The sequence below is a fragment of the Schaalia sp. 19OD2882 genome (genome assembly GCF_018986735.1).
GTDB lineage: Bacteria > Actinomycetota > Actinomycetes > Actinomycetales > Actinomycetaceae > Pauljensenia.
Genome location: NZ_CP065521.1, coordinates 506,453 through 530,523 on the forward strand (window position 1 = coordinate 506,453; position 24,071 = coordinate 530,523).

Annotated in this window: 28 protein-coding genes and 1 other annotated feature; of the genes, 14 read left to right on the forward strand and 14 right to left on the reverse strand. The window is 63.2% G+C overall.

Annotation, left to right across the window (positions count from 1 at the left end; translation table 11 throughout):
* The first annotated feature begins 38 nt into the window (after positions 1-38).
* Genes I6B53_RS02195 through I6B53_RS02210 form a run of 4 tightly spaced genes read left to right on the forward strand, consistent with a single transcriptional unit; the run spans position 39 to position 3,307 of the window.
* Positions 39-2,033 (forward strand): class I SAM-dependent DNA methyltransferase, encoded by a 1,995-nt coding sequence (locus tag I6B53_RS02195; protein ID WP_253953936.1) that lies wholly within the window; start codon positions 39-41, stop codon positions 2,031-2,033.
* On the forward strand, positions 2,030-2,563 hold the full coding sequence (locus I6B53_RS02200) for a restriction endonuclease subunit S (protein ID WP_216764644.1): 534 nt from the start codon (positions 2,030-2,032) through the stop codon (positions 2,561-2,563). The genes I6B53_RS02195 and I6B53_RS02200 overlap by 4 nt, the downstream gene beginning before the upstream one ends.
* Before the next feature lie 34 nt (positions 2,564-2,597).
* A complete protein-coding gene (locus I6B53_RS02205) occupies positions 2,598-3,095 on the forward strand; it encodes a restriction endonuclease subunit S (protein WP_216764645.1) in 498 nt (165 codons plus the stop codon).
* Positions 3,092-3,307: a helix-turn-helix transcriptional regulator gene (locus I6B53_RS02210; RefSeq protein WP_253953937.1), complete on the forward strand. Its 216-nt coding sequence runs from the start codon at positions 3,092-3,094 to the stop codon at positions 3,305-3,307. The genes I6B53_RS02205 and I6B53_RS02210 overlap by 4 nt, the downstream gene beginning before the upstream one ends.
* A gap of 223 nt (positions 3,308-3,530) precedes the next feature.
* Here the strand turns inward: I6B53_RS02210 and I6B53_RS02215 are convergent, their stop codons facing one another.
* The 7 genes from I6B53_RS02215 to I6B53_RS02245 form a co-directional block, all read right to left on the reverse strand.
* Positions 3,531-3,758 carry a hypothetical protein gene (locus tag I6B53_RS02215; RefSeq protein WP_216764646.1) on the reverse strand — a complete coding sequence of 76 codons (228 nt, stop codon included), beginning with the start codon at positions 3,756-3,758 and terminating at the stop codon, positions 3,531-3,533.
* 116 nt (positions 3,759-3,874) lie between these two features.
* A complete protein-coding gene (locus I6B53_RS02220; RefSeq protein WP_216764647.1) occupies positions 3,875-4,351 on the reverse strand; it encodes a hypothetical protein in 477 nt (158 codons plus the stop codon).
* The gene (locus I6B53_RS02225) at positions 4,299-5,582 is read right to left on the reverse strand and encodes a relaxase/mobilization nuclease domain-containing protein (protein WP_216764648.1); all 1,284 of its coding nucleotides are present in this window, start codon (positions 5,580-5,582) and stop codon (positions 4,299-4,301) included. The genes I6B53_RS02220 and I6B53_RS02225 overlap by 53 nt, the downstream gene beginning before the upstream one ends.
* Positions 5,582-6,121 (reverse strand): hypothetical protein, encoded by a 540-nt coding sequence (locus I6B53_RS02230; RefSeq protein WP_216764649.1) that lies wholly within the window; start codon positions 6,119-6,121, stop codon positions 5,582-5,584. The genes I6B53_RS02225 and I6B53_RS02230 overlap by 1 nt, the downstream gene beginning before the upstream one ends.
* Positions 6,118-6,426, reverse strand: coding sequence for a hypothetical protein (locus tag I6B53_RS02235; protein WP_216764650.1), 309 nt, complete (start codon positions 6,424-6,426; stop codon positions 6,118-6,120). The genes I6B53_RS02230 and I6B53_RS02235 overlap by 4 nt, the downstream gene beginning before the upstream one ends.
* A 189-nt stretch (positions 6,427-6,615) precedes the next feature.
* On the reverse strand, positions 6,616-6,924 hold the full coding sequence (locus tag I6B53_RS02240) for a hypothetical protein (protein WP_216764651.1): 309 nt from the start codon (positions 6,922-6,924) through the stop codon (positions 6,616-6,618).
* A 141-nt stretch (positions 6,925-7,065) separates the two neighbouring features.
* A complete protein-coding gene (locus I6B53_RS02245) occupies positions 7,066-7,734 on the reverse strand; it encodes a DUF5906 domain-containing protein (protein ID WP_216764652.1) in 669 nt (222 codons plus the stop codon).
* A 48-nt stretch (positions 7,735-7,782) separates the two neighbouring features.
* Between I6B53_RS02245 and I6B53_RS02250 the strand changes: the two genes are divergently transcribed.
* The 3 genes from I6B53_RS02250 (at position 7,783) to I6B53_RS02260 (ending at position 10,659) form a co-directional block, all read left to right on the forward strand.
* Positions 7,783-8,115 carry a hypothetical protein gene (locus tag I6B53_RS02250; RefSeq protein WP_216764653.1) on the forward strand — a complete coding sequence of 111 codons (333 nt, stop codon included), beginning with the start codon at positions 7,783-7,785 and terminating at the stop codon, positions 8,113-8,115.
* Between the two features lie 433 nt (positions 8,116-8,548).
* Positions 8,549-8,755: a hypothetical protein gene (locus tag I6B53_RS02255; RefSeq protein ID WP_216764654.1), complete on the forward strand. Its 207-nt coding sequence runs from the start codon at positions 8,549-8,551 to the stop codon at positions 8,753-8,755.
* A 675-nt stretch (positions 8,756-9,430) separates the two neighbouring features.
* A protein-coding gene (locus I6B53_RS02260; RefSeq protein ID WP_216764655.1) for an IS3 family transposase occupies positions 9,431-10,659 on the forward strand; the annotation gives its coding sequence in 2 pieces (ribosomal slippage) (positions 9,431-9,707 and positions 9,707-10,659; 1,230 coding nt in all).
* Positions 9,703-9,836, forward strand: a sequence feature (AL1L pseudoknot). Its footprint overlaps the gene before it by 134 nt.
* On the opposite strand, the gene I6B53_RS11260 is transcribed toward I6B53_RS02260, so the two are convergent.
* The 6 genes from I6B53_RS11260 to I6B53_RS02290 form a co-directional block, all read right to left on the reverse strand.
* Complete coding sequence (locus I6B53_RS11260) at positions 10,656-10,913, reverse strand: transposase (protein ID WP_216764656.1); 258 nt, start codon at positions 10,911-10,913, stop codon at positions 10,656-10,658. The genes I6B53_RS02260 and I6B53_RS11260 overlap by 4 nt on opposite strands.
* A 146-nt stretch (positions 10,914-11,059) precedes the next feature.
* A complete protein-coding gene (locus I6B53_RS02270; RefSeq protein ID WP_216764657.1) occupies positions 11,060-11,545 on the reverse strand; it encodes a hypothetical protein in 486 nt (161 codons plus the stop codon).
* A gap of 29 nt (positions 11,546-11,574) precedes the next feature.
* Complete coding sequence (locus I6B53_RS02275; protein ID WP_216764658.1) at positions 11,575-12,510, reverse strand: hypothetical protein; 936 nt, start codon at positions 12,508-12,510, stop codon at positions 11,575-11,577.
* A 71-nt stretch (positions 12,511-12,581) separates the two neighbouring features.
* Positions 12,582-12,785: a hypothetical protein gene (locus I6B53_RS02280; RefSeq protein ID WP_216764659.1), complete on the reverse strand. Its 204-nt coding sequence runs from the start codon at positions 12,783-12,785 to the stop codon at positions 12,582-12,584.
* A gap of 599 nt (positions 12,786-13,384) precedes the next feature.
* On the reverse strand, positions 13,385-13,627 hold the full coding sequence (locus I6B53_RS02285; protein WP_216764660.1) for a DUF6112 family protein: 243 nt from the start codon (positions 13,625-13,627) through the stop codon (positions 13,385-13,387).
* Between the two features lie 598 nt (positions 13,628-14,225).
* Complete coding sequence (locus I6B53_RS02290) at positions 14,226-14,993, reverse strand: SRPBCC domain-containing protein (protein WP_216764661.1); 768 nt, start codon at positions 14,991-14,993, stop codon at positions 14,226-14,228.
* 39 nt (positions 14,994-15,032) lie between these two features.
* Here I6B53_RS02290 and I6B53_RS02295 point away from each other — a divergent pair, with 39 nt between their 5' ends.
* Both I6B53_RS02295 and I6B53_RS02300 read left to right on the forward strand, forming a co-directional pair.
* Positions 15,033-15,212, forward strand: coding sequence for a hypothetical protein (locus I6B53_RS02295; RefSeq protein ID WP_216764662.1), 180 nt, complete (start codon positions 15,033-15,035; stop codon positions 15,210-15,212).
* Between the two features lie 425 nt (positions 15,213-15,637).
* Positions 15,638-16,012, forward strand: a complete 375-nt coding sequence (locus I6B53_RS02300) for a hypothetical protein (RefSeq protein WP_216764663.1) — start codon at positions 15,638-15,640, stop codon at positions 16,010-16,012.
* 556 nt (positions 16,013-16,568) lie between these two features.
* Here the strand turns inward: I6B53_RS02300 and deoD are convergent.
* Entirely contained in the window at positions 16,569-17,297 is a 729-nt protein-coding gene (deoD, locus tag I6B53_RS02305) for a purine-nucleoside phosphorylase (RefSeq protein ID WP_216764664.1), read from the reverse strand.
* A gap of 151 nt (positions 17,298-17,448) precedes the next feature.
* On the opposite strand from deoD, the gene I6B53_RS02310 reads away from it, so the two are divergent.
* From I6B53_RS02310 to I6B53_RS02330, 5 genes are all read left to right on the forward strand, one after another.
* A complete protein-coding gene (locus I6B53_RS02310) occupies positions 17,449-18,027 on the forward strand; it encodes an MmcQ/YjbR family DNA-binding protein (protein WP_216764665.1) in 579 nt (192 codons plus the stop codon).
* A gap of 377 nt (positions 18,028-18,404) precedes the next feature.
* Entirely contained in the window at positions 18,405-19,922 is a 1,518-nt protein-coding gene (locus tag I6B53_RS02315) for a sugar ABC transporter ATP-binding protein (RefSeq protein WP_216764666.1), read from the forward strand.
* Entirely contained in the window at positions 19,919-20,923 is a 1,005-nt protein-coding gene (locus tag I6B53_RS02320) for an ABC transporter permease (protein ID WP_253953938.1), read from the forward strand. The genes I6B53_RS02315 and I6B53_RS02320 overlap by 4 nt, the downstream gene beginning before the upstream one ends.
* 202 nt (positions 20,924-21,125) lie before the next feature.
* Positions 21,126-22,178, forward strand: coding sequence for an ABC transporter substrate-binding protein (locus I6B53_RS02325; protein ID WP_216764667.1), 1,053 nt, complete (start codon positions 21,126-21,128; stop codon positions 22,176-22,178).
* A 110-nt stretch (positions 22,179-22,288) separates the two neighbouring features.
* Positions 22,289-24,049, forward strand: coding sequence for an L-fucose isomerase (locus I6B53_RS02330; RefSeq protein ID WP_216764668.1), 1,761 nt, complete (start codon positions 22,289-22,291; stop codon positions 24,047-24,049).
* Positions 24,050-24,071 lie beyond the last annotated feature (22 nt).

Below are 24,071 nucleotides of genomic sequence, written 5' to 3' on the forward strand. Positions count from 1 at the left end.
ATCTGAGGTAGAAACAAGCCCGCGGAGAGAGGATGAACATGGCGAACGAGAAGGTGACGGACCAGATCGTCCGCGACATGCTGCGCGAGATCGGTTTCGAGCGTCCTTGGGAGCAGGACGGCGGTCCGCAGTGGAAGCGCGACGCCCTCAAGGGAGGGTCGAAGTCGGTCTCCGGCAATGCCGAAGGCAAGCCTGAGTTCGTCTTCGTCTCAGGTGGCTTCGTTGTCGTGGTCGAGGACAAGAAGGATGTCCAGCGCACGCGCTACCTCGTCGACGGTGACCCGACCACCGAGCATCCCTACCGTGCCGACTACGCGCTCAACGGTGCGATCCACTACGCGAAGACCATGCTCGCCAACGGCATCCCGTTCGACAAGGGCATCTTCGCCGTGGGTGTTGGCGGTGGCGAGGTCCACCACGAGATCGCCGTGTCCTACCTCGCTCCCGGCTTCGTCAAGCACCTTGACGACCTCGACAACCTCGACGTGTTCTCTGAGAAGGAGATCGGCGAGTACTACGCCGTCCAGGTCCGCGGGCAGCGCCCGCGCGCGGAGGTCCAGCTCGACGATGTTCGTGCCGCTGCTGAGCGCCTGCACGAGGGGATGCGCAACTACGGCTCCGTTGAGAATGACCGCAAGGCGCCGCTCGTCTCCGCAATCCTCCTCGCGTTCCAGTACCCCTACTTCGACCTTGACCGTCTCCAGAGTATCTCGCCGGGCAACAACTACCAGGTCTGGGACGGGCGCATCATCTACGACGCAGCCGAGCAGTACATGAAGTCCGAGGCGCTCATGCCGCAGGCCAAGATCGGAACCCTTCTCGACCAGTTCTCCTTCATCAAGACCGCACCCCAGCTAAACCGTGCCCACCGCGACCTGGGTGAGTCACCGCTGAAGTGGATGGCGCGCATCCTGGCCAACGACGTCTACCACGTCGTCACCGACCCCTCCATGACCGCCTTCGACGTGCTCGGCAACTTCTACCACGAGTTCATCTCCTACGGCGGCGGCGACGGATCGGGTCTGGGTATTGTCCTCACCCCCGAGCACGTCACCACGCTCATGGCAGAGCTGATCGACGTCAACGCGACCGACTACGTGCTCGACCCCACCGCAGGCACGGCGTCCTTCCTTATTGCCGCCATGCAGCGCATGTTTGACGACGCCGGGGACAACACCGCACTCCGTGAGGACATCCGCAAGAACAGGCTCTACGGCATCGAGCTGCAAGACAAGCTGTTCGCCATCGGTACGACGAACATGATCCTGCGCGGCGACGGCAAGGCGAACTTCCGCCGCGACTCCATCTTCGAGGCACCCATGGCCGAGATGCGCGGGGACGTGAAGCTGCCCGACGGCAGTATCGCCTTCGGCCACGGATTCACCAAGGTTCTACTCAACCCGCCGTACTCCCAGGCCAAGGACAGGAGCACACGCAACCTGTCCGAGCTGGCCTTCATCCAGCGAGCCCTGGAGTTCCTCAACCCCGGCGGAAAGCTCGCCGTCATCGTTCCCCAGTCCGCCATGGTCGGCAAGACCAAGGAGGACAAGGCCCGCAAGCGCTACATCCTTGAGCACAACACGCTGGAGACCGCCATCACGATGAACCCGATGACCTTCACCAACTCCGGGCACACGCCCCACACCGTCATCGCGATCTTCACCGCAGGCCGCAAGCACCCCGACCACCACGTGGTCCGCTTCGTGAACTTCGAGAAGGACGGATGGGTTGTCGCCCCACACCGTGGCCTCGTCGACGACGGCACCGTCGCCTCACGTCGCAAGCACCTGCTGGAGGTGCTGCGCGGAGACGTCCAAGACGACACCAGCTTCATCGTCCGCTCCGAGGTCACCGCCGAGGACGAGTGGCAGCACAGCTACTTCTACTTCAACGACCAGCCACCCACCTACGAGGACTTTCTCGCCACCGTCGCCGACTACGTGACCTGGCAGGTCGACATGCACGCCCACGGGCGCGGCGACCTCATCACGCCGTCCGTGAGCCCGTCCAGCGACGAGGAGACCGGCGAATGAGCGTCCTCGAAACCCTCGACTTCCAGCCAATGTTGATTGTAGATTTATTCCGCCCTCATAAGGGTAAGAGACTTATCGCAGCACATCGAGAGCCGGGAAAGACCCCTTTCGTTGGAGGCTCCGAATCTTTCAACAGCATTACGGACTTCTCCAGCGTCAAGCCACTGTTTCCTGGTGGTTGGCTTACTCTCGTGTATAACGGCTCAGTAGGGCAAACGCGCCTACAGTCGGCGCCGTTCTTTGCGTCGGACGATGTGATTGCGCTAGAGCCGCGTATCCCGCACGTGTCGCATCCGGCACTTCTTGTATGTGCTGCGATCATTCAACGTGAATGTGTCAACAAGTACTCCTATGGCACGAAGCTAAACTTGCAACGGCTTAATCGTCAGACCGTCGCGATTCCGGCTATCACGAACGCCGACGGCACTGTTGAGGCTGACTGGGACGGCATGGACCGGCTCGGTGCGGAGCTGCTCGATCACGTCCTCACACACACACACACACACCGCTCGCCAGACTCGCCGCACTGACGACGACACACTCCCGGAACTGACGTTCGAGCCCATGTTCATCACGGATGTGTTCGACTCGATGACGGCATCCAGGGCGTGGTACGACAAGGTTCACCTTGCCGACGGCACGGGCCGCAATCTCTACCTCAGCCAGACCCTCGGCGGGAACTCTGTTTCAGCGGTCGTCGCCGACCAGACCTCGCGCCCGGAGGCTGGCAACTGCATCACGGTGACGCTCAAGACGCAGTCGACGTTCTACCAGCCAGCGCCCTTCTACACGGCTCAGAACTTCCTCATCTTCAGGCACGAGAACCTCGATGCCGACAGCGGTCTCTTCCTCGTGACCACGATGCGCAACGCGATGGGCAAGTTCTCCTGGGGCTATGGAGTGTCAATGGCTCGCCTGGAGAAGACCCGAATCATGGTTCCCGTCGTCACCGACGCCTCGGGCGAGGATGTCGTCGACTGGGACGGCATGAGCGCCTATGGTCACGCCCTGCGCGTGCGCGCCGAACGTGCCATCGCACCCGTCATTGGAGCCCCGTCATGAGCCGTGCACCCAACCCCGCTCGCGGCGTCGGCCAGGACGTGCGCGACGCCAGGCGCGCCCTTGGATGGAGCCAGACCGAGCTCGCACGCCGAGCCCACGTCTCGCGTCCGACCATCGCACGCGTCGAGACGGGCGTGAACATCTCCACCGGGACGCTGGAGAAGGTGGTTAAGGCGCTCGGCAAGCGGCTGCGCATCTCAGACCAGCTCTGACATCTCAGGAGAGCTTCGCCAGACGATCTACCGGGCGCTGGAGTCGTCATCAGCCGCACAGACGGTCACTTAGCGCCCATCTTTGGCCCGCCATTAACCGAGCTTCCGCCATGGTTCATTCCTGCCCAGCAAAGCACCTCTCTTCGCCCACGGAATCGCCCAGTAAGCGCTCGCTGCTGCTGCGGTTCTTTCGTGACCGCCTATCGCCCAAAGAAGGTCCCGGTCACCTCTTCGGTGACCGGGGTCTTGTTCTCTCTCGGATCTCGGCTTCATGACCACCCTCCGAGGCCCAGTCCAGGCTCTCGATCTGCCCGAGGACGCGGCGCTGGTACGCCGCGACCGACTCTCCCTCACGGACCTTGCCGTCGCGACGCTTAGTGAGCTTCGATCGGTCCTCGGTCAGACGCGACTTGCCGAGCTTGATGCCCTTGCCGATCACCGGTTGCATCATGGTTATCACCTCCTTCTTTACCTGAGTTCCTCGTAGACCCACTGGCTCACCCGCAGGACAAGCCCGACGAAGAGCACTGCCACACCGCGCGTCGCTGCGGCGATCAGAGCCTTCGCTCACCATGCCGAGGCGGCAGCGAATGAGGCCCATGCCCAGTCGAACAGCGGGCCGATGCCGAACACGCTCCCGATGCCCCAGACGAGGCCGCCGACGAGGAGCAGCGAGATGAACAGAGGCAGTACCGCGAGGGCGAGGCGCGAGATGCCGACGAATGTAACCCTGTGCTCGATGGCCTCGATATTCCGTCGGGCTTCACTGAGCTCGCTGAGCGAGTGCTCGACCGCCGTACGCACCTCTGAGAGCTTGTCAGAGCCGAGCGTGGTCATCTCCTCACGGAGCCCCTGAAGATCGCTCCTGAGGGCATCCACGGGCTCCTGCACGGCCTTCTGGAAGTGCTCGTCCACACGACGGGACATCACCACAGCGACGCTCTCGGTGTCGAGCGTGACGCGACTCTTGGACTTCACCGAGGCGGCGAGTTTATCCAAGCTCGAAGTCATCCGCTTCTGGGATGCTTCGAGAGTCTTCATCATCGAGTGCGCTTGTAGCACGGAGGCGCTCACTTCGGAGCCGTCGCTCGTTTTCACGACGCGCTTGTCGCTGACGGTCTCGCCGAGCGCTCGCAGCGTCGCGCTCTGCTTGTTCAGCGTCTCTTTGATCGCGTTCACGTCGCTCGTCAGCGAGTCGGGCAGCAAGACCTCCGAGGTCTGCATCGATGATTTCAACGCGTTCGTACGAGTGATCATCTCCTGCTCGACGCTCGTCAACCGCTTGCTCAGGGTCTTCTGCGACTCGACCAAGGCGAGGAGCGACTCCTCGATCCTGCTCAACTTCTCGAAGGTCTGCGAGGGCGGCGTCGAGCTCGCTGTCTGCTTGTCCAAGGCTCTGGACATCTTCCATTTCCTCTTCTCTCATCATGCGTTGGTTCATGGTGTTGTGGACCGATGCCCACGAGTAGTCAGCGCTGAGCCTGCGAGCCGTACACGCGGCCTTCGATCTGCCGAAGCGACGGACCTCGCCGGACTCGTCTATCAGCGCATAGGTGACGGACGGGTCGCGGCCCTCGGCCTCGCTCTTGGCGCTCGTCTTCTTTTCGACCGAGACGCCCAGCTCGCGGGCGACCTCACGCAGGGTCTCGAAGTCCACCGAGCGCGGATCGAGCAGCGCCTCGTCGACGCGATCTGCGAGGAACTCTCTCCATGTGCTCTTGTCGAGCTCGTCGACGGTGAGACCCTGGGCGCTCGCACCGGAGCGTGACCGGTTCACATCGTGTGCGAGCTCGTGGGGCTCAAGGACCTGGAGTCCCATCTCACGCATGATTTTGTCGTTGGCCTTCTTGAGCACCCAGTGCGCCAGACCGTTCTCTCTCGCGGCCTTGCCGGTCACAAGGTCGACGTTGGCGATGGTGACGTGTGCGTGGGGGTTACCCCCGTCAGAGTCGAGGTGAACCACGACATCGCACGGCGCGTTCGGTGCGACCTCCTTCGCGAGAGCGTAGGCCGCGTCGCACACGGTCTGCGGCGTGCTCGGATCACACGGATCGAGCTCGTCAGCCGAGAATGACTGGATGACCATCAAGGCCTGGTTCTTGCGACCTGTGCCCTTGAGCATCGACTCGATCTTCACGATGGCGTCCAAGGGCGAGCCGAAGTCCGAACGCCACGCAGCCGCACGTGACTGCTTGACGTTCGCCGGTCTCCCGTAGTGGGCGTAAATGATCGCGGCTGCTGCTCGTGTCGTCGTTGTCTGTTTCGTAATACTCACTACGCCAACTCCTTCGCGACACGCAGCAGGGCGGTCGTCGCCTCGTCGAGATGCGCGACCGCCGGAGCCGTCCCGGCCCACCCTTGACAGGTGAGCTGGTTGACATTGACGCCCACGGCGTTGACCTCGCCGATCAACCGCAAGACATCGCGATTGATCGCCTTCGGTGGGGCCGAGCCGTCGAGCATGTCGACGGCGGCACGGATCGCCCCCGACTCCGAGAGGCCGTAGCGCCGCGCGACCCGGGCGAGTTGTGTGCGCTCCTCATCGGAGAACCGCACAGTCACCCGGGTGTCGCGAGACTGGCGTCTCGCGATCCTGAGGTCACCACCACGAACCCGCTCTGCGAGCCCGTCCGTGGTGGTGACCTCCGGCTGGTAGCGCGCATCCTTATCGCTCGCCCCGTTCCGGGACGAGCTTTTAGGTGGTACCGCGCTACGGCCAGCAGACGATTCGGCTGACGCCTCATCGTGCTGGCCAAGGGGGTCGGTGCCCGCCCCCTTGGATCCCCCCAGCAAGCTCGCGTCGAACACCGTCATCGCTCCTCACCCCAAACAGGCTGAGGAACGGACTCGTTCAACGCTTCGCTGACCGCCTCACGGCGAGACGCCGCTGCCTTAGCGGCAGCGCGACGACGCTTCGCGACTCGCTCGGCGGCCTTCACTTGCGCTCGTTCGAGGAGCTCACCGACCATCACCTCGTTGACATTCTCGATCTCGTCGAGTACCGCCATGACCGCCTCGGCGAAACGCGCACGCTCCTTCTCCTCGGCGACGCGCTTCTTCTTGCGACGACGCTCGACCTTCGCCAGCGCGTCTGCGATCTCCTGGTCGAGATTCGACATGATGGCGTTCCTTTCACTTCGTGTACTTGGTCAGACCGATTGCCTGGTAATGAACGCCGCTGCTGCCGCGTTGCTCTCACGTGCGATCTCGTCAGGGTCGCGTGAGATCGCAGCCGTCAACGCGCTCGACAGAGCGAGCGTGTTCGTCGTCGGCTGCGGTTGTGACTCGCGAGGATCGTCCTCGTCGGTTTAGTCGTCAGTGAGGACGACGTTGGCGCGCAGCAGTCCACGGGTCGAGACCGGCATGTTGCGAGGGATCTCGATCTTGCGGATCGAGCGTCCCACCGGCTGCATGTCGAACCAGTCCGACAGGTCGTACTCGACGGCCAGGGGCTCCTCACCGAGGATCTTGTTGTGCGTACGAATGGTCTTCTGCTTACCATCGTCGCCTCGTGGGATCTTCCAGCCGCACTCAGGAGTCGCGTCCACATAAGCGCTCATGCGCTTGTTGAACTCCCTTGATCCGACGGCGTGCCCCGAGGGCACCTCGTTCTTCATCCACGCCGCATACATCGCATGGAGGAACTTCTACGGCAACAGGTCCCACCGGAACTGTGGGAGGAACTCCTCGGCGAACTGAAGCGCGGCATCGTTCTCGACCCTGATGTCGCCGAGCAAGTCCTCGCCCCTTGATGTTGGTCATGCGCCGTATTTCACGTTGAGCCGGATCCAGTCGTGCGTCACCCACGCCTTGAAGACCCCGGTTCGACGAAGGAAGTCGCCCACCTCGTTCTCGTCCGAGAGCACGCAGAAGGCGCCTCTCAGCATCTCGGGGAGAAACGGGCCACCGAAATCCGAGATAGAGAGAGTTGCGGCTCTTTCAGCTCCGATGAGGTTCCGCAACAGCTCGACAAACGTGCCCTTGCCGTTCGAGCCTGTCGGCGAGTACAAGAGCACCGCCTTGTCGAACCCATGACCTGGGCGAAAGAGTGCAGAAATAATCTGCCAGAACAGGTGCTCGACCTCGGGGTCGTCGTTCGCCAGCTCACGGATCCACTCGTCAACGCTCCAGCCGTCGATCACAGGGCGCGAGGTCGCATTCTCGTTGAAGGCGACAAAGGCCTTCGATGTGAGCACGATCCAGTGGGAGAAGGGATGCAGCTCTTTCATTCGAATGTCGAACAGACTGTTAGCGAGTGTGACGACATCACCGTCCGCGCTGGGGGTGATGAGCTGAACCGAGTCACGCACGAAATCCGCGACCGAGTTCAAGTCTCCCGGTGAGATAGAGTAGTTGTACTCGCGAGCTAGACGACGGATCTCACACTTAGCCAGCACGTACAGTCCTTTGTCGGGACCGTGATCCATGTATGTCACTAACGCTGCCGTCGCCTCGGACTTACCGAGAAGACCCGTATGGGACAGCTCGCGCTCCAAGATGCATCTCGCGATCACCACAGGGGTGAGCGTCTGGATCGTGCGATAAGCGCGAGTACCCTTGAGCTAACACCTCTCGTTCTCAGCGAGGCGGAGGCGAACGATCTGGTCATCGGACAGTCGCGGAGCGGTGTCGACGAGAGCCTTGATGTGGTGATCAAGCGCATCGGTGCTCGTCGGATGGACGAGTGCTTCGAGATCGGCTCGGCGCACCTTCACGCGTCGATCGAGGCGCACAGCGGGCAGTCGGTTCTCGGCGATGAGCTTACGGAGAGTGGAGTAGCCGCCCTATCCAAGATCGGTGGCTTTTGAAAGGGAGAGCAGCTGGTTCTCGTCATGCAAACTGGGCATGGTTGCGCGTCCTTTGGGGAAGAACGCGCACAACGTGACCAGCAAGTTGATGGCGCTCGAAGCGTTTCAGGTTGTTTTCTTAGAGAGACGTATCGGATGGCTCTCCCGCAGGGGTTCGGTCGGGTAACAGCTGCGCTTGCGACGTTCAGTCAGGGTAGACATTGCAGTCCGGCTTATCCCAACGGGACCGTCGCTTTCCCCTGCCCAGAGGCTCGCAAAGGAGCGACGCGGTATGTGGTTGCCCCTCTATTTTCGCGCTCGTGAGCGGTGCGGGACAATCGCAGCGCCCTCATGTGGCGTTAGTGACATGCGTAATGTGTCGCTCGTCCGAGGCTACGCCGCTGCCGTCAGCGTCGCAAGGAGCAGGTGGTCGAGCAGGGGATGCGTTCGACACGTGCGCCTTGGACTCCACCAGTTGGTCGTTGTTCAAACCAGTGAACTGTCCGCTTTGAGTTCCTGTTTCAAAACCTTGCTGCCTTGCGGTTGTGAGCTGTTGTACGGCTGGGGAGAAGAAGATGTTGAAGGGCTCACTTTGTTTGCCGTCGATCTGGTCGTCCATCTGGACATGAAGATTGTTGAAGAAGGCTTGGTTGGCGATTGAACCGTCTTGGTTTATTTCGAGGTGAAACCTGAAAAGGACGGTTTTGTGTCGAAGAGAGAAGAGACTTTAGAGGAATTCAAGTACTGAGTAGCCCGTTTGGTGAATGATCGTTTGACCCCTGATGAAACGACGTCTTCGACCAGAGCGATCCAACTGACTGCCAAGAAAACTCGAGGCATGTCACGAGGCCCTGCGTCGCTGGTGTCATGCCCCAGCCGTGAATGACCACCATGACGACGGGACACTCGCACAGGCAATCATGCGCCTCCACAGGGAAAATGCCGAGCCCTATCAGGTCAATGAACTATTCAAGGCCGCCTCGGCTTTTGCGCCTCCGAACTCGACCCCTGAGCCGGGAAATGATTGCGTGTCATCGACACGCACCACGATCGCTTCGAGGCCAAGCTTATCTCCAGCATGCCGAGTCATCATCCTCAAAGGAGGTTCATCACCGCGTGCGGATCGCGGATGCCGTGCGACCAAAACCCGTCCTGTCTGCACCCGGCATCGTCAGGACAGTGCCCCATCCCCGCGCTGAAGGAGATCCACGCGGACAGGCACAGCACCTACTAGGTGCACAAAATGTGACACGCCATGAAACGCGCCGGCCACGACATGGACAGCGACTGAAGCGTCCTGGGTTTTGTTCCGAGTCTCAGCAAGGAGAATCGGAGTATGCCCAAGAAGTTCAGTCCCGAGCTGCGTGACCGCGCCGTGCGGCTGGTCTACGAACGTCAGGCGCGCGAGGGAGGCCCGCGCGCAGAGTCGATCCGTGCCATCGCGCCCCAGCTGGGGGTCGGCCTGGAGACCTTACGGATCTGGTGCAACCGCTACGGCCCCACCGAACCAGTCACCGGTCGTGGCGAGTCACTCGAGGAGGAGAACCGGCGCCTGCGCCGGGAGCTGGCTGAAGCCCAGCGCGCCAACGAGATCCTCAAAGCAGCCTCAGCTATTTTCGCCGCGGAACTCGACCGCCCCACGACGAGATGATCCGGTTCATCGACGAGCACCGTGATCAGTTCGGGGTCGAGGCCATCTGCCGCGTGCTCAGCGCGACGGAGTGTGGGTTCATCACGTCCCGCGACTACCGGGCCGCCAAGGCGCGTCCAGCCTCGGCCAGGGCGCTGCGGGATGAGGCCCTCCTGCCGGAGATCCGGCGGATCCACAGCGAGAACTACAGCGTCTACGGGGTGCGGAAGATGCACCACGCAATGCGCCGCGCCGGCTGGGACGTAGGCCGTGACCAGGTCGCCCGCCTGATGCGAGCAGCTGGCCTGCGGGGGGTGCGGCGGGGCCGGAAACCAGTCACCACACGACCTGCCCAGGTGCCTGATGCCCGCCCGGACCTCGTCGAACGGCGCTTCACCGCGGAGCAGCCCAACCGCCTGTGGGTCGCTGACATCACCTACGTGCGGATCCTCGCCGGGTTCTGCTACGTCGCGTTCATCACCGACGTGTGCACCCGCAAGATCGTCGGCTGGGCGGTGGCTGCGACCCTCCACACCGAGGGCCTGCCCCTGCTGGCGCTCGAACATGCCCTGCTGACCAGCGGCGCAGTCCGCAGCGAGAGCGGGGTGATCCACCACAGCGACCGCGGAGCCCAATACGTCTCCCTGGCCTACTCAGCCGCGTTGATCACCGCCGGCGTCACCGCATCAATCGGCACCGTCGGCGACTCCTACGACAACGCCCTCGCAGAGACCGTCAATGGCCTGTTCAAGGCCGAATTGATCCACTCCCAGCGGAGGATCTGGGAGTCCACCGAGGCGGTCGAAATCGCCACCATGGGCTGGGTCCACTGGTGGAACCATGACCGCTTGCACGAAGCTCTCGGCTACCGCACCCCCGCGGAAGTCGAAGCGTCCTACACTCACCCCATGACGACCGCACCCGCGACCGTCTAACCACGGAACGAAACCCAGGGCGCTTCACCTTGGGCCACCATCGCAGTCAAGGCTCCAATGGTGGCTGGCTGGTCTACCACCACCAAGACTGTGCCGTGCTTAGTTTGGTCCTGGGAGGGCCAACATAGTTTGGTTTCGTTGTTGGGCGAAGCCTCGTTTAGGAGTCTCTTGCCCGCACGGCACAGGGCATGAGCCCAGTGTTCGCTTTTGCCTACGTCGAGGCCGACAAAGAGTGAGATCTGGTCCAGTTCCATGCGTCCTGCCTGTTACTGCGCCTCTCGGGGCTTGACATGCCTTCGCCTATGACGACTCCCTCTTCTCTTCACTCCAAGCCACACCTCACCGCGACCACCCACCTCAGTGAAAAATCTCACTGTCGTTCGTTGGGAGCGTTATCTGCTCACTGGCGCCTCATCGCGATACGCTCGTACGCCCGGCGGAGCCGCTTGAGACACATGCCGATCACGAGCAGGAAGTGGAGTGTGCTTCCAACTGCGATCCCGGTGAGCGTGGGTCCCCAAGAATCGTTCCCGATCCACTTTCCGGCGTCGCAGACGATAAGGTAGACCGCCAGCGTCATCCCCCAGAGAATGGCCCAGAGTGTGTTAGCCATGCACTCGTCAACCAACGCGAAGTCATCCTCGCCCAGGCGCTTGTCACTGTCCAACGTGATGCGAAACTGGAAAAGAAAAACGGCCATTGCGAACAGCAGGCCGGCGATGATCGAGATGCCCGAAACTGCACCGCTTACGTCCGTGATCTTTGCTTCCAGCTTCCATGTCACAACACCTGCGGCCAGAGGCAAGAGTGCCTGCGTCGTGATGCTCCACCAATCAGGTCGCCTGACGCGGTTGTCGTAGAGTGTTCTAAAATGGTCGGCTGGCACTCTCCATAGGGATGCCCTGCCCACCCTGCTCACTCTCCCCGTGGTTGCTTGGTCGGTCTACTCCACGACGCGTCCCACGACGTGTGGTGTCGTTTGCAGAGGCCCGTCACGCGGTCGGCGCAGCGGCTCACCAGCTCGCCCGTCTCCAGTGTCGGTTCGGACGGGGCGTTGAGTAGCTCCCTGATGGCGGGGGCGCCCTCCGTGCCCAGCTCGAACTTCTTGGTTCGTCCGTCGTGTTCCATGGTCACCCAGATCGTGCGGTCCTGCGGAAGATCGTCGACCGCGATGATGCGCTTGAGGACCTTCTCATCCTTGAGTCTCTTGAGGAGCTTGCCCGGGAAGCGCTTCCGACGCTCAGGGCGAGCCACGTACGAGACCCTTCCTACCTTCACGTCTGGGCCGTCCGCGACGTCAACGCTCCTGCCTTCGACTCGCACCTCAACCTCGGTCAGATGTGCTGCCTCGGCCCACACTTCACCTTCGGTGACGGCGGACATCACCATTGTGATCTTGTCGGTGTACTTGCTGAAGTAGGAGCGGAAGAGTTCACGGATACGACCCCCGGCTTGGCCACGCGAGGACTCTTCCGACAGGAAGTACGCGCGCTCGCCTGTCTCCGGCACGAAGAGCAAGGCTCGGTTGCTGCCGGTAGGCGCATGGTTGTCGTCAATGGTTCCCACCGGCTCGCCCGTGTCGACGTCCACGAGTTCGCCTGCCTCGCCATAGGCGCCAACGTGCAGATCTAGCAGGAGAACCCGCGGTGCGTAGCGCGAAGCATCGGCGATGCTCACCCAGGTCTGACGGTCCTCGTTATGGGTGTTTGCTGGTGTCAGGCTGGCGACCCAGGTCTCGAAGATGTCGAGCAGATCCTCGCCATCCAGATCAGCGGGAGCGAAGGAGGCAGGCTTGTGCTTGAACTTCTCATGGAAGCTTAGTTCGTAGACGGTTAAGACTCTACGGCCCATGTCTCTCCCTCATGTTAGGTAAAATGACTAAATTGTATCTAGCTTCGGTATCTGCTTAAAGCAGAACATTTTTAGGCTATCACACGTTGCGCGTAGGCAAATTCTCTGCACATTTCAATAGAACTGGGTGAGATTCGCCCTTCGCGCCACAGGGTGAGGGCGGTAGCGACTTTCGACGTCGGCAGGCACTTGCCCACGGCGTCCTGCACCACGGCTTCGCCCATGGATAACGGCGCGAGCAGCAGTTCGTCGCCCGAGTCGATGACACCGCGCATAGCCTCTTGGAAGAGGAGGCGTGGGCCCCGCGAACAAGAGTAGTGCTTGCCGACGAATCTAGCTTGGTGCCCATCAACTCCCACCTTCAGCAAGGCCATCGTAGCTGCCAGCATGTTGGTGTAGTGTCGGAAGGGGTCCTAACCGGAGGCGCTCGGGGCGACGCTGATGCCGCTCGCCTTGGCGAAGCGCGGAAGTGCTGCTTTCGCCTCTCGCCTCACCACGTTTTACCCGGTCGGCACCGGCAGCAAATTGCTGGCCGCAAGGAGGTAGCGCGGACCTGCCTTCTGCGGGTGGTTGTTCTCGGTGTCCTTGGGTTGCTCTTGCATCTGGAACGGGATGTTCGCGGCGTTATCCGCCGCGAGGTGCCGGGTGATGTAGCGGCGGACCAAGGGGCGCCGCTTGAGCCTCCCGCCCCGCACCTAGTTGACGCGCCGGTAGTTGCGCCTGAGCCGCCGCTCATAAGGGTGCTTTCTATACGTTGAGATGATCATCACTCTTCCGTGAGATGAGTTCCTCCGCATCCAGGACGACCTGCCATCAGTAGACGATCGCCTGTGGGGATGAGTTTGACACATACCCCATGGGCTCCACCACCTACTCAAGGCTCAAACCCTTGCTGTCGTCGATGGTTTCGATTCGGGTTGTGGGAGTTCGTGCCCAATCCCCACACGACCACCGGGACGAGCGACGCCGGCACGGACACGATCAACACGATCGTCATCACCGTCCCCACAATCGTGTGCCACTGCATGATCCCCGGCAGGCTGTCATCCTTCGAAGTGCACATCCAGTGGCGCAACAGCGGCAGAGTCGTCAGGACACAGATCACCAAATCAAACATGGTCCCGCTCGTGTGGGTTGATCGAACCGACGGACCGGGCTGCGAGCGTCAGCGACCTCGGAGCACATGCTGCTTTTCCGATGGCGTCAGGGGCATGTTCGAGGACCGTGCCAGGGCCGTGGTCGTGGGAGTTGGAGCATCGCGGTGGCCGCGCTGGCCAGGAATGGTCTCAGCCCGATGTGCTCGTGACGCCACGCAGTAGCTGCGTGCTCGTCCGGGACGTGTGCGATCACGTTGTCGAGGCGCAATGGTTCAACAATGGCGCGCCTCCTCCTTCAAGCGCTCAGGTTGGTGAGGTCACTCATCGTGCTTCCACCGGTCGAACCTGAAAGCAGACAAGGCAAGGTCGAATCCGCGCCGCATTGTGGCCAGGTCGTCCGGATCGATCGCTTGGGCGCGGAGCCGAACCGGACCGACCGGTGGCGACCTCGCAAGGTGGTTGGTACTGGTCTGACGCAAAGTGGTCGACGATCAAGCGACGGTGGTGTGAGCGCCGCATTGGCGTGAGGCCCGATCCTCTGAAAGGTGGAGCTGGGGCCCAACCAATGCGGTTGGGCCCCAAAGGCGGGAATGGCGTGGTGGTCGTCGAATGCGAAGCTCAGCTGCGCATGGGCTGGCCGGTCTCGATCCAAGTCTTGATGTTGGAGATGAGGAACAGGCTGCCGGGCCCAACCTGTTGCGCAGTCTCAGTGGACGGGTCGAGGTCGTGGTGTTCGACAGTGAGCAAGGTGGCGCCACCTTGGGCGGTGAGTGACCACACCATGCGGAACGGGGCTTCCGCTGTCACCGCGTCATCCCAGGTCGGCGAGAAGATCATCTCAAGACGCCTGTTGGTGTCGGCGACGATGATCTTGCCCTCGGCGGCCACTCGACCGTCTGGGTAGGTGTAGGTGTAGTCGCTGCCCTGTTCCAGTGACGAGTTGAGTGTGGTGGCGAAGAACCACGAGGCGCACTCCTGGGTGAGAGCGGTCCAGACACGTTCGGGCGTGGCGTCGATGACGATGGCGTGGCGGTGCAGGGGTGCGGTGGTCATGGTTTCGGGTCTCCGTTCGGACGCGTTCTTGAGGCGAGTCAGTGCCTGCCCCCAGCCGAGGGCGTAGTCGTCAAGCCAACGTTGCGCCAAGGCGACCAGGGGGGTGGCATTGAGATAGCAGAGGCGGGTTCGCCCTGCCTTGTGGGAGGTGACCAGTCCGGCATCTTCCAAGATGCCCAAGTGCTTCAGAACTGCATGTCGACCCAACTTCGGCAGGGCTTGCCCAAGATCGGTCACGCTCTGGCCGTCACGTTCGTGCAGGGCGTCCAGCAGTGCCCGCCGTCCCGGATGGGACAGGGCGAGAAGCACTGTGTCGTCGTCAGAAGCGGTCACATCGAGGATCATAGGTGACTTTTGGGTCACCTTTCAAGCTTGAGCATCCGCTGGGGGGTCGGTCAACGTTTCCCGTCAGTGCAGCTGGACTTGGTCGCCGAGGTCGATGAACCGGTCGAGTCCGGTGGTGCTGGCGAAGGTGGCGACGTTGGTTGCAGGCGCATCGAGTTCATCATGGGCGACCTGCGCTCCTCGCTGCGTCGGCGCAATCACCCGTGATGTTCGTCAGTGCGTCAGTGTGGCGCTCGCTCCGATGCGTCCACCTCGGGCAGGCAACCCGGCTGTGGTCGGGAGGGGGCGCGGAGTTGCTTGGTCGGCCCGCGCAGGGTTGCGCCAGCTTGGTGGGCAGGGATCTGCTCGTCGGCCTCGGCCTTGGACGGCAAGGACGTGGTCCTCGCGAAGCCCTGACGAGCAACGCGAACTCACGCTTCGTACCGCCCCGAGCCAAGGCTGTCGCACTCTTGACGTGAACGGACCCGCGGGCCGCGCCTCAAGGGTTTAGGTGTTCCCTGGATGTGCCGCGCGAGGCCCTGGCACCTGCTGGTGAGTCATCGCGCCGAGCGCGCCGGCGCACCATCCTTCGCTGCTGCGCGGAGCGTCCAATCGCGCTGCGGGAAAGTGCAAGTAGTAATACTACTTTCCGTATGTTCCACACCTTCACAGAACCTCGATCCTCCATCAAACGTGCCATTGTCGTCGCTCTTCTCCTGTGCGGAGGCTCTGCATTGGCGGCTTGCTCTTCAGGCCCCTCGATTGAGGGGACGTACTACGGCACCGCAGGTGACACGGTGCTGATTCTCGAATCTGGAGGAAAATGCGGGTACACCGACGACTACGACCCTGAAAAGGGGTTGGACCTCGAGGTGAGTAAAGACTGCTCGTGGTCGCTGTCCGGTTCGAACATCACCCTGATCGGTGTCGCCAAAAAAGGCTCTCTCATGGGCATCGTTGGTGACGACGGGGCAATTTCAATTCCCGATCAGGCGAAATGGCGTGGTGAGATCTACTCCAAGAAGTAGAGAACGAATCTGGGACAAGCGCGACAATTCCCGCCTCCTCGGGTCGTGCGAGCGTTTCGGGACAGCGGCCGGAATGCGCGGCGTTTCCGACTCGTTTCCATTGGCCGAGGAGCTGGGCGGGGTCGAGGCCGGGCCACCGGGAACCACTGCAGGGACGTGAAACGTCAACTGCGCAGCGTCGCACACCTTGGGCAGACGCAAAATGGACATCCGGGCCCGGTGTCTCGACCAACTCGAAACGATGGCCAACGATGCTGCCACTTTGATGAGCGACTGTCCCGAAAGCGATTTCACCGACCTCGTGAACGTCGAGGATCAATGCCACGCCGCCCTCGTCAATGAGTTCTGCCCCCATGCCGGTGCTGCCACCGCGGTTTCAGCCGCGACGGCAGCACCTCGCGCGAAACCGCCGCCGCCCCGAGTGAAGGTCGTTCCCTCTCCCGAGAGTCCGGCGCTGATTCGGGCTTGCATGCGCCTGCCATGTTGCTCGACGGACGAATCTCGCGGAACGAGGGACGAATCTCACGGAGAAAGGGTGGGCGAGGGGGACCGGGCGTCAGGACAGTGCTGCGGCGACCGCCAGTTCCAGGGAGGCCTGGAACAGGGTTTCGCGTTCTTCGGCGCTCATGTCCTTGGAGTGGTCGAAGAGGTGGTCCGAGACCGTCAGGACGGCCAAGGCTTGCTTGCCGTATTCGGCGGCCACGCCGTACAGTGCGGCGGCCTCCATCTCCACGCCCAGTACCCCGTACTTCGCCAGCTTCTCGGTCTGGCCCTCCGGAGTGAAGTAGAAGTGGTCACGTGAGATCACGGTGCCGGCGTGAACGGTACCGGTGATCCGGCCCGCCTCCTTGGCGGCCAAGCCGGTCTGCCAGGCGGTGCTGGCCAGACGGAAGTCGGCCACTGCGGAGAAGTTCACGCCGGGAATGCGCAGCTGGTTCATGGCCGAGTCCGTGTGCGCGCCGGTGGCCACGATGACATCACCCACGCTGACCTGCGGAGCGATGCCGCCGGCGGTGCCCACGCGGATGATGCGTTCGACACCGAACTGGCTGAACAGCTCGGTGGCGTAGATCGAGAAGGACGGCTGACCCATGCCCGAGCCCATGACGGACAGCGGCTTGCCGTTGACCGTGCCTGTGAATCCCAGCATTCCGCGCACGTCGTTGACCTGGCGGGCGTCGGTGAGGATCAGGTCCGCAATGCGCTTGGCGCGCTTCGGGTCACCGGGCATGAGGACTGCGGGCGCGAAGTCTCCGGGCTCTGCGGCGATGTGGGGGGTTGCCATGGCTGCTGGTCCTTCCTGTGGGCGGTTGTCGAAGTGGATGCCATGAGCGGCATCCCCGTCTGCGTGGTGATCCAGTCTTGCACAGTGGCGGTCCCGACAGGGCCAGTCGTGGCTGCCCCGTGCGAGGATCGCCAGTGGAAAGGGGATCATCATGGATGCGCGCACCTTGGTGGAATTGGTCGAGTCGAGTGCGGAGGAACTCCAGTGGGCCACCGTCGACCAGCCGTTCGGCCCCGGATGGGCGGCCTGGCGGGTGAGCGGGAAGATCTTCGTCGTATTGGGTTCACTACGAGGGCGCCGTCTGGTCAACCTCAAGTGCGCGCCAGAGGATGCCCGGGCCCTGGTGGCCGCCTGCCCCGACATCACGGAGGGCTACCACATGAACAAGAAGCACTGGATCACCCTGTGGGCCGAGGACCGGGATGCAGATGCGGGCGCAACGGTGGGTCCTGAGTCCTCCACCTCGGGGGACGAGGGCATGGCCACGGACTCCCAGGTGCCGGAGGACGACGAGGACTCGATCGCATTGGAGCCTGACCTGGTGTGCGATCTGGTGAAGAACTCATGGGTACTGGTGGCACGCACTTTGCCGGCCGCACGCAGGCCAATGATCGATGCCGTGGTCTTCTCCGACGGGCTGGGGCCCGATGGAGTGCCACCTGCCACCGGGTCCGCCCACGCCCTCGTGGCGGGGAGTTCCGACAATTCCGTGAACGTTACCGGACCGTGAACCCGAAATTCGCAGTTCCGAGCGTTCCCGCCCCGCCTCGTCAGCAGGCGAAAGGGACAGGGGCCCCATCCCGGATCGACGCCCATCGGTGGGGGAGTGGGTCCGTCTCAAGCTTCCGACATCGGCGAATCGGACCACTGGATTGCCTTTGAACTGTGCAAACACTTCCACTTGGTCCAGGTGGGCGACCCTCGGGGCTTTCCCGATAACAGTTCCGTAACAGTGGGCCCCTCGTGGTGCGGGGCGCTCTTCGTGGTGGGGTACCGTAGACGTCACGTTCGCAAGGAGGCGTTCGCGCAGCCGGTTCGTTAGCGCTAACGACGTCCGGGCGATCACCACAGGCACGACGACGTTCCTGGTTACCCAAGGGGTGAGAAGTGACGAAACTACTGGAGTTGAAGGGGATCTCCAAGACCTTCCCCGGTGTGAAGGCGTTGTCCGACGTCGACATGGATCTTCACGCAGGAGAAGTCCTGGGGCTCTGCGGTGAGAACGGAGCCGGCAAGTCCACTCTGATGAAGGTTCTCACCGGCATCTACACTGCGGATCCGGGTGGTGAGATCTGGCTGCAGGGCGAGAAGGTCGAGGTCAAGGGACCGACCCACGCCCGCGACCTGGGCCTGAGCATCATCCACCAGGAGCTCAACATCATTCCCGATCTCACGGTCGCCCAGAACCTGTACATCGGGCGTCCGGGATCCCACTCGGGAACCTACATCAACGACCGCAAGCTGGTGCAGGACGCCCGCGAACTCTTCGAGCGCCTGGGCATGGAGATCGACCCGAATGCCATGTGCCGCGACCTGTCCGTGGCCCGCCTGCAGATGGTCGAGATCGCCCGAGCCCTGTCCTACGACGCTCGCATCCTGGTCATGGACGAGCCCACTGCTGCCCTGACCACACAGGAGACCGAAACCCTGTTCGGCCTCATCCGGGACTTCGTCACCACAGAGACGGGGCTCATCTACATCTCCCACCGCATGCCCGAAATCGAGGAGATCACCGACCGCGTCTCCGTCCTTCGCGACGGCCAGTACGTGGGCACGGTGACCACCAAGGACGTCGAGATGCGCGAGATCATCTCGATGATGGTGGGCCGCGAGGTCCCCGCCGACGCCCGCCCCAAGATCACCACCTCCAGCGACGAGGTCGCCCTGAAGGTCACCGGGCTTTCCACCCAGAAGCTGCTCAAGGACGTCTCCTTCGAGGTCCACAAGGGTGAGATCTTCGGATTCGCCGGCCTCATGGGTGCCGGCCGCACCGAGGTCGCCCGGTGCATCTTCGGCGCCGACCCGCGTGTCCACGGCGAGATCGAGGTGCACGGCACGAAGGTCAACATCCGCAACGCCCGCGACGCCGTCCGCGCTGGCATCGGCTACCTGTCCGAGGACCGCAAGCGCTACGGCTGCCTGCTGGACCAGGACGTCAAGTTCAACTCGGTCCTGACCTCCATGGAACGCTTCTCCTCCGGCACGGTGCTCAACGGCGCCAAGATCGCCCAGGAGACCCAGTTCTACGTCGAGCGCCTGCGCACCCGCACCCCCTCGATCCACCAGATGATGCGCAACCTTTCCGGCGGAAACCAGCAGAAGGTCATCATCGCCAAGTGGCTCATCCGGGACTGCGACGTCCTCATCTTCGACGAGCCCACCCGTGGCATCGACGTGGGCGCCAAGGACGAGATCTACGAACTGCTGGAGAACCTGGCCTCCCAGGGCAAGGCGATCATCGTGATCTCCTCAGAACTTCCCGAGGTCCTGCGCCTGTCCCACAGGATCGCCGTCATGGCGCACGGCCGAATCATCGGCACCCTCACCAATGAGGAAGCCACCCAGGAAAACATCATGGAACTGGCCACCGTCGGTCAGGCCGAAGCGAACGGAGCCCTCGCGTGAGCAACGCAGCAACCCAGGCGGCCCCCCAGAACTCCCTGGTCACCGCCGTCAAGTCCCAGATGCAGCTGATCTTCGTCATGCTGGCGTTGGTCGTCATCTACGTCTTCTTCATGATCTGGGCGCCCAACTTCGCACAGTGGTCGATCTTCACCGACATCCTCCTGCAGGCCGCCTACATGGGCGTCATGGCACTGGGCGCCACCTTCATCATCGCCACCTCCGGCATCGACCTGTCCGTCGGCACCGGCATGACCCTGGTCGCCGTCATGGCGGGCGTCTTCCTGTCGGCAGACTGGCTCAACCTGCCCCTGGGCGCCGGCCTGGTCCTCATCATCGCCTTCGGCGCCCTGGTGGGCCTCATCAACGGCGTCAACGTGTCGGTCCTGGGCCTGCCGCCCTTCATCGCCACCCTGGCCATGATGATGGTGGCCCGCGGTCTGTCCCTGATCATCTCCGGCTCCCAGACGATCTCCATCAAGAACCCCGGCTACATCTTCCTGTCCACCGGCCAACTGATCCCCGCCCTGGGCATCTCCAACGCGGCCCTCATCTTCATCGTGCTGACCGTGCTGGCCGCGTTCCTCATGAACAAGACCCTGCTGGGCCGCTACTCCCTGGCCATCGGTTCCAACGAGGAAGCCACCCGCCTGTCCGGCGTCAACGTGCGCTACTGGAAGACCATGATCTACATGGTGGCCGGCATCTTCATGGCCTTCGGCGCCATCCTCTACTCCGCGCGCTTCGGCTTCGTCCAGCCCGCCGAGGGCGTCGGCTTCGAACTCAACGTCATCGCGGCAGTGGTCATCGGCGGCACCTCGCTGGCCGGCGGTCGCGCCTCGATCTTCGGCACCCTGATCGGTGCCCTGCTCATGGAGACGCTGAAGAAGGGCCTGACGATGATGGGTGTGGCCGCCGAATGGCAGCTGGTCGTCACCGGCATCGTCGTCCTCCTGGCGGTCTTCGTCGACAACATCCGTCGGGCACGCGCCGCCGCAGTCTGACACGTCGACGAGGTCGGGGGCGGCCGACGGTCGGGTCCCGGGTCCTCCCGGGCAGCGACCGGCCCCGCCCTCGTCGAAGATCCCCGCGGCCCCGCGTCGCACCCCGAACCCGACCGTCCGGAGGACCACCGAAGGACACGGACACCCGTCCACACCACGAGTGCGGGGACGCCCGTCCCCACGCCCACACGAAAGGAAACTCATGCGCTCCATCGGACGTATCGTCGCCGTTGCCGCTGCCGGCACCATGGCCCTGGGCCTTGCCGCCTGCTCGACGAGCACAACCCCCGCCGCCGGCGGCGAGTCGGGCAAGACCGATACCGCCATGTCGGCCGATGCACCCGAGTCCGCCGCCACCGAGCTGACCGGTGAGGTCAAGAAGGGCGACGGCACCCAGACCATCTACCTGGTCTCCAAGGGCTTCCAGCACCGCTTCTGGCAGGCCGTCAAGGAAGGCGCCGAGCAGGCGGGCAAGGAGTACGGCTACAAGGTCCAGTTCGTCGGCCCCGACGACGAGACCAAGGTGACCCAGCAGCTCGACCAGCTGCAGGCGGCCCTCGACTCCAAGCCCGCCGCCATCGGCTTCGCCGCCCTGGACTCCGGCGCCGCCGAGCCCGTCCTGCAGAAGGTCAAGGCCGCGAACATCCCCGTCATCGCCTTCGACTCCGGCGTCGACTCCGACATCCCGCTGACCACCGTCCAGACCGACAACTACGCCGCCGCCCAGGAAGCCGCCAAGCACATGGTCGACGCTCTCAAGGGCAAGGGCACCGTCGGCTTGGTGTGCCACGACCAGACCTCGCAGACCGGCAAGCAGCGCTGCCAGGGCTTCATCGACTACATCAAGGAGAACGCTCCCGAGATCAAGCTGCTCGACCCGCAGTACGCTGGTGACGTCAGCAAGGCCGCTGACACCGCAAAGTCCATCATCCAGGCCAACTCGGACATCGTCGGCATCTACGGCTCCAACGAGGCCGCAGCCTCCGGCGTGATCCAAGCCCAGAACGAGGTCAAGAAGCCGGGGCTGACCGTGATCGGCTTCGACTCCGGCAAGACCCAGATCGCCGCGATCAAGGACGGCACCCAGGCCGGCGCCGTCACCCAGGCCCCGGTGAAGATGGGTTACACCACCGTCAAGGCCGCCATCCAGGCGATCAACGGACAGACCCTGCCCAAGATCGTCGACTCGGGCTACGCCTGGTTCGACAAGACCAACATCGACTCCGACGAGATCAAGCCGAATCTCTACGAGTGACCCACCGGCGGGGTGGGGCGGGCACCGCAGCCCGCCCCACCCCGACCCACACACCGATCCGAGGGGCGAACCGCCCCCCGAACCAATGACAACGAGGAATTGAGAGGGACATGACGAATCACCCCCGCATCGGAATCCGACCCACCATCGACGGTCGCCGCAAGGGCGTGCGCGAAAGCCTCGAGGAGCAGACCATGGGCATGGCGACCGCCGTTGCCGAGCTGCTCTCCTCCACCCTGAAGTACCCCGACGGCCGGCCCGTCGAATGCGTCATCGCCGACACGACCATCGGCCGCGTCCACGAGGCCCAGGCCTGCGCCGAGAAGTTCAAGGCCAACAACGTGGGCCTGACCATCACCGTGACCCCCTGCTGGTGCTACGGCACCGAGACCACCGACATGGACCCGACCATGCCCCACGCCATCTGGGGCTTCAACGGCACCGAACGCCCCGGAGCCGTCTACCTGGCCGCCGCACTGGCCGGCCACGCGCAGATCGGCATCCCCGCCTTCGGCATCTACGGCAAGGACGTCCAGGACGGCGACGACAACTCCATCCCCGAGGACGTGCGCACCCGCCTCATCGACTACGCCGCCGCCGGCCTGGCCGTCGCGCAGATGCGTGGCCGCTCCTACCTGTCGATGGGTTCGGTGTCCATGGGCATCGCGGGCTCCGTCGTCGACCCGCACTTCTTCGGCGCCTACCTGGGCATGCGCAACGAGTACATCGACATGTCCGAGTTCACCCGCCGCATCGCCGAGGGCATCTACGACCACGACGAGTACGAGAAGGCCTACGCCTGGATCCGCGAGAACCTGCACCAGGGCAAGGACTGGAACCCCGAGGAATGGCAGTTCCCGGACAAGTTCGACCAGTGGTGGCAGTTCGTCACGAAGATGACGCTGATCGGACGCGACCTCATGCAGGGCAACCCGAAGCTTGCCGAGATGGGCTTCGAGGAAGAGGCCGGCGGACACGGTGCCATCGCCGCAGGTTTCCAAGGACAGCGTCAGTGGACCGACCACTTCCCCAACGGCGACGTCATGGAGACGATGCTCAACACCAACTTCGACTGGAACGGCAAGCGCCAGCCCAACGTCCTTGCCACCGAGAACGACTCCCTCAACGGCGCATCGATGCTCTTCGGCCACCTGCTGACCAACACGCCGCAGATCTTCTCCGACGTGCGCACCTACTGGAGCCCCGAAGCCATCGAGCGTGTCACCGGCTGGAAGCCCGAGGGCCGCGCCTCCGTGGGTCTGCTGGACCTGCGCAACTCCGGCTCGACCACCCTGGACGGGGCCGGCCAGGCCAGGCGTGACGGCGAGAACGTCATCAAGCCGTGGTGGGAGGTCACCGATGAAGACATCAAGGCCACCCTGGATGCCACCACCTTCCACCCGGCCTCGACCGGCTACTTCCGCGGAGGCGGATTCTCCACCCACTTCCGCACCGCCGGTGAGATGCCCGTGACCATGTGCCGCATCAACATCGTGGCCGGCAAGCCCGTCATGCAGATCGCCGAAGGCTGGACCGTCGAGCTGCCCGACGAGGTCGCCTCCACCATCGAGGAACGCACCAACCCCGAGTGGCCCACCACGTGGTTCGTCCCCAACCTCACCGGCGAAGGCGCGTTCAAGAGCGTCTACGACGTGATGAACAACTGGGGCGCCAACCACGGTGCGATCTCCTACGGACACATCGGAGGCCAGCTCATCACCTTGGCCTCGATGCTGCGCATCCCTGTGAACATGCACAACGTTCCCGAGGATCGCGTCTTCCGTCCCAAGGCGTGGTCGCTGTTCGGCACCGCCGATCCCGAGGGCGCCGACTACCGCGCCTGCGAGACCTTCGGGCCTCTGTACCGCTGAGGCGGCAGCCGGGGGCGGGCCG

What these genes read in the sequence shown, in the direction of transcription:
- I6B53_RS02195 (WP_253953936.1), top strand. Translation starts at nt 39, where the DNA reads ATGGCGAACGAGAAGGTGACGGACCAGATCGTCCGCGACATGCTGCGC.
- I6B53_RS02200 (WP_216764644.1), top strand. Translation starts at nt 2,030, where the DNA reads ATGAGCGTCCTCGAAACCCTCGACTTCCAGCCAATGTTGATTGTAGAT.
- I6B53_RS02205 (WP_216764645.1), top strand. Translation starts at nt 2,598, where the DNA reads ATGTTCATCACGGATGTGTTCGACTCGATGACGGCATCCAGGGCGTGG.
- I6B53_RS02210 (WP_253953937.1), top strand. Translation starts at nt 3,092, where the DNA reads ATGAGCCGTGCACCCAACCCCGCTCGCGGCGTCGGCCAGGACGTGCGC.
- I6B53_RS02215 (WP_216764646.1), bottom strand. Translation starts at nt 3,758, where the DNA reads ATGATGCAACCGGTGATCGGCAAGGGCATCAAGCTCGGCAAGTCGCGT.
- I6B53_RS02220 (WP_216764647.1), bottom strand. Translation starts at nt 4,351, where the DNA reads ATGATGAAGACTCTCGAAGCATCCCAGAAGCGGATGACTTCGAGCTTG.
- I6B53_RS02230 (WP_216764649.1), bottom strand. Translation starts at nt 6,121, where the DNA reads ATGACGGTGTTCGACGCGAGCTTGCTGGGGGGATCCAAGGGGGCGGGC.
- I6B53_RS02235 (WP_216764650.1), bottom strand. Translation starts at nt 6,426, where the DNA reads ATGTCGAATCTCGACCAGGAGATCGCAGACGCGCTGGCGAAGGTCGAG.
- I6B53_RS02240 (WP_216764651.1), bottom strand. Translation starts at nt 6,924, where the DNA reads ATGAAGAACGAGGTGCCCTCGGGGCACGCCGTCGGATCAAGGGAGTTC.
- I6B53_RS02245 (WP_216764652.1), bottom strand. Translation starts at nt 7,734, where the DNA reads ATGGATCACGGTCCCGACAAAGGACTGTACGTGCTGGCTAAGTGTGAG.
- I6B53_RS02250 (WP_216764653.1), top strand. Translation starts at nt 7,783, where the DNA reads ATGGGACAGCTCGCGCTCCAAGATGCATCTCGCGATCACCACAGGGGT.
- I6B53_RS11260 (WP_216764656.1), bottom strand. Translation starts at nt 10,913, where the DNA reads ATGGAACTGGACCAGATCTCACTCTTTGTCGGCCTCGACGTAGGCAAA.
- I6B53_RS02275 (WP_216764658.1), bottom strand. Translation starts at nt 12,510, where the DNA reads ATGGGCCGTAGAGTCTTAACCGTCTACGAACTAAGCTTCCATGAGAAG.
- I6B53_RS02280 (WP_216764659.1), bottom strand. Translation starts at nt 12,785, where the DNA reads ATGCGCGGTGTCATCGACTCGGGCGACGAACTGCTGCTCGCGCCGTTA.
- I6B53_RS02285 (WP_216764660.1), bottom strand. Translation starts at nt 13,627, where the DNA reads ATGTTTGATTTGGTGATCTGTGTCCTGACGACTCTGCCGCTGTTGCGC.
- I6B53_RS02300 (WP_216764663.1), top strand. Translation starts at nt 15,638, where the DNA reads ATGTTCCACACCTTCACAGAACCTCGATCCTCCATCAAACGTGCCATT.
- deoD (WP_216764664.1), bottom strand. Translation starts at nt 17,297, where the DNA reads ATGGCAACCCCCCACATCGCCGCAGAGCCCGGAGACTTCGCGCCCGCA.
- I6B53_RS02310 (WP_216764665.1), top strand. Translation starts at nt 17,449, where the DNA reads ATGGATGCGCGCACCTTGGTGGAATTGGTCGAGTCGAGTGCGGAGGAA.
- I6B53_RS02325 (WP_216764667.1), top strand. Translation starts at nt 21,126, where the DNA reads ATGCGCTCCATCGGACGTATCGTCGCCGTTGCCGCTGCCGGCACCATG.
- I6B53_RS02330 (WP_216764668.1), top strand. Translation starts at nt 22,289, where the DNA reads ATGACGAATCACCCCCGCATCGGAATCCGACCCACCATCGACGGTCGC.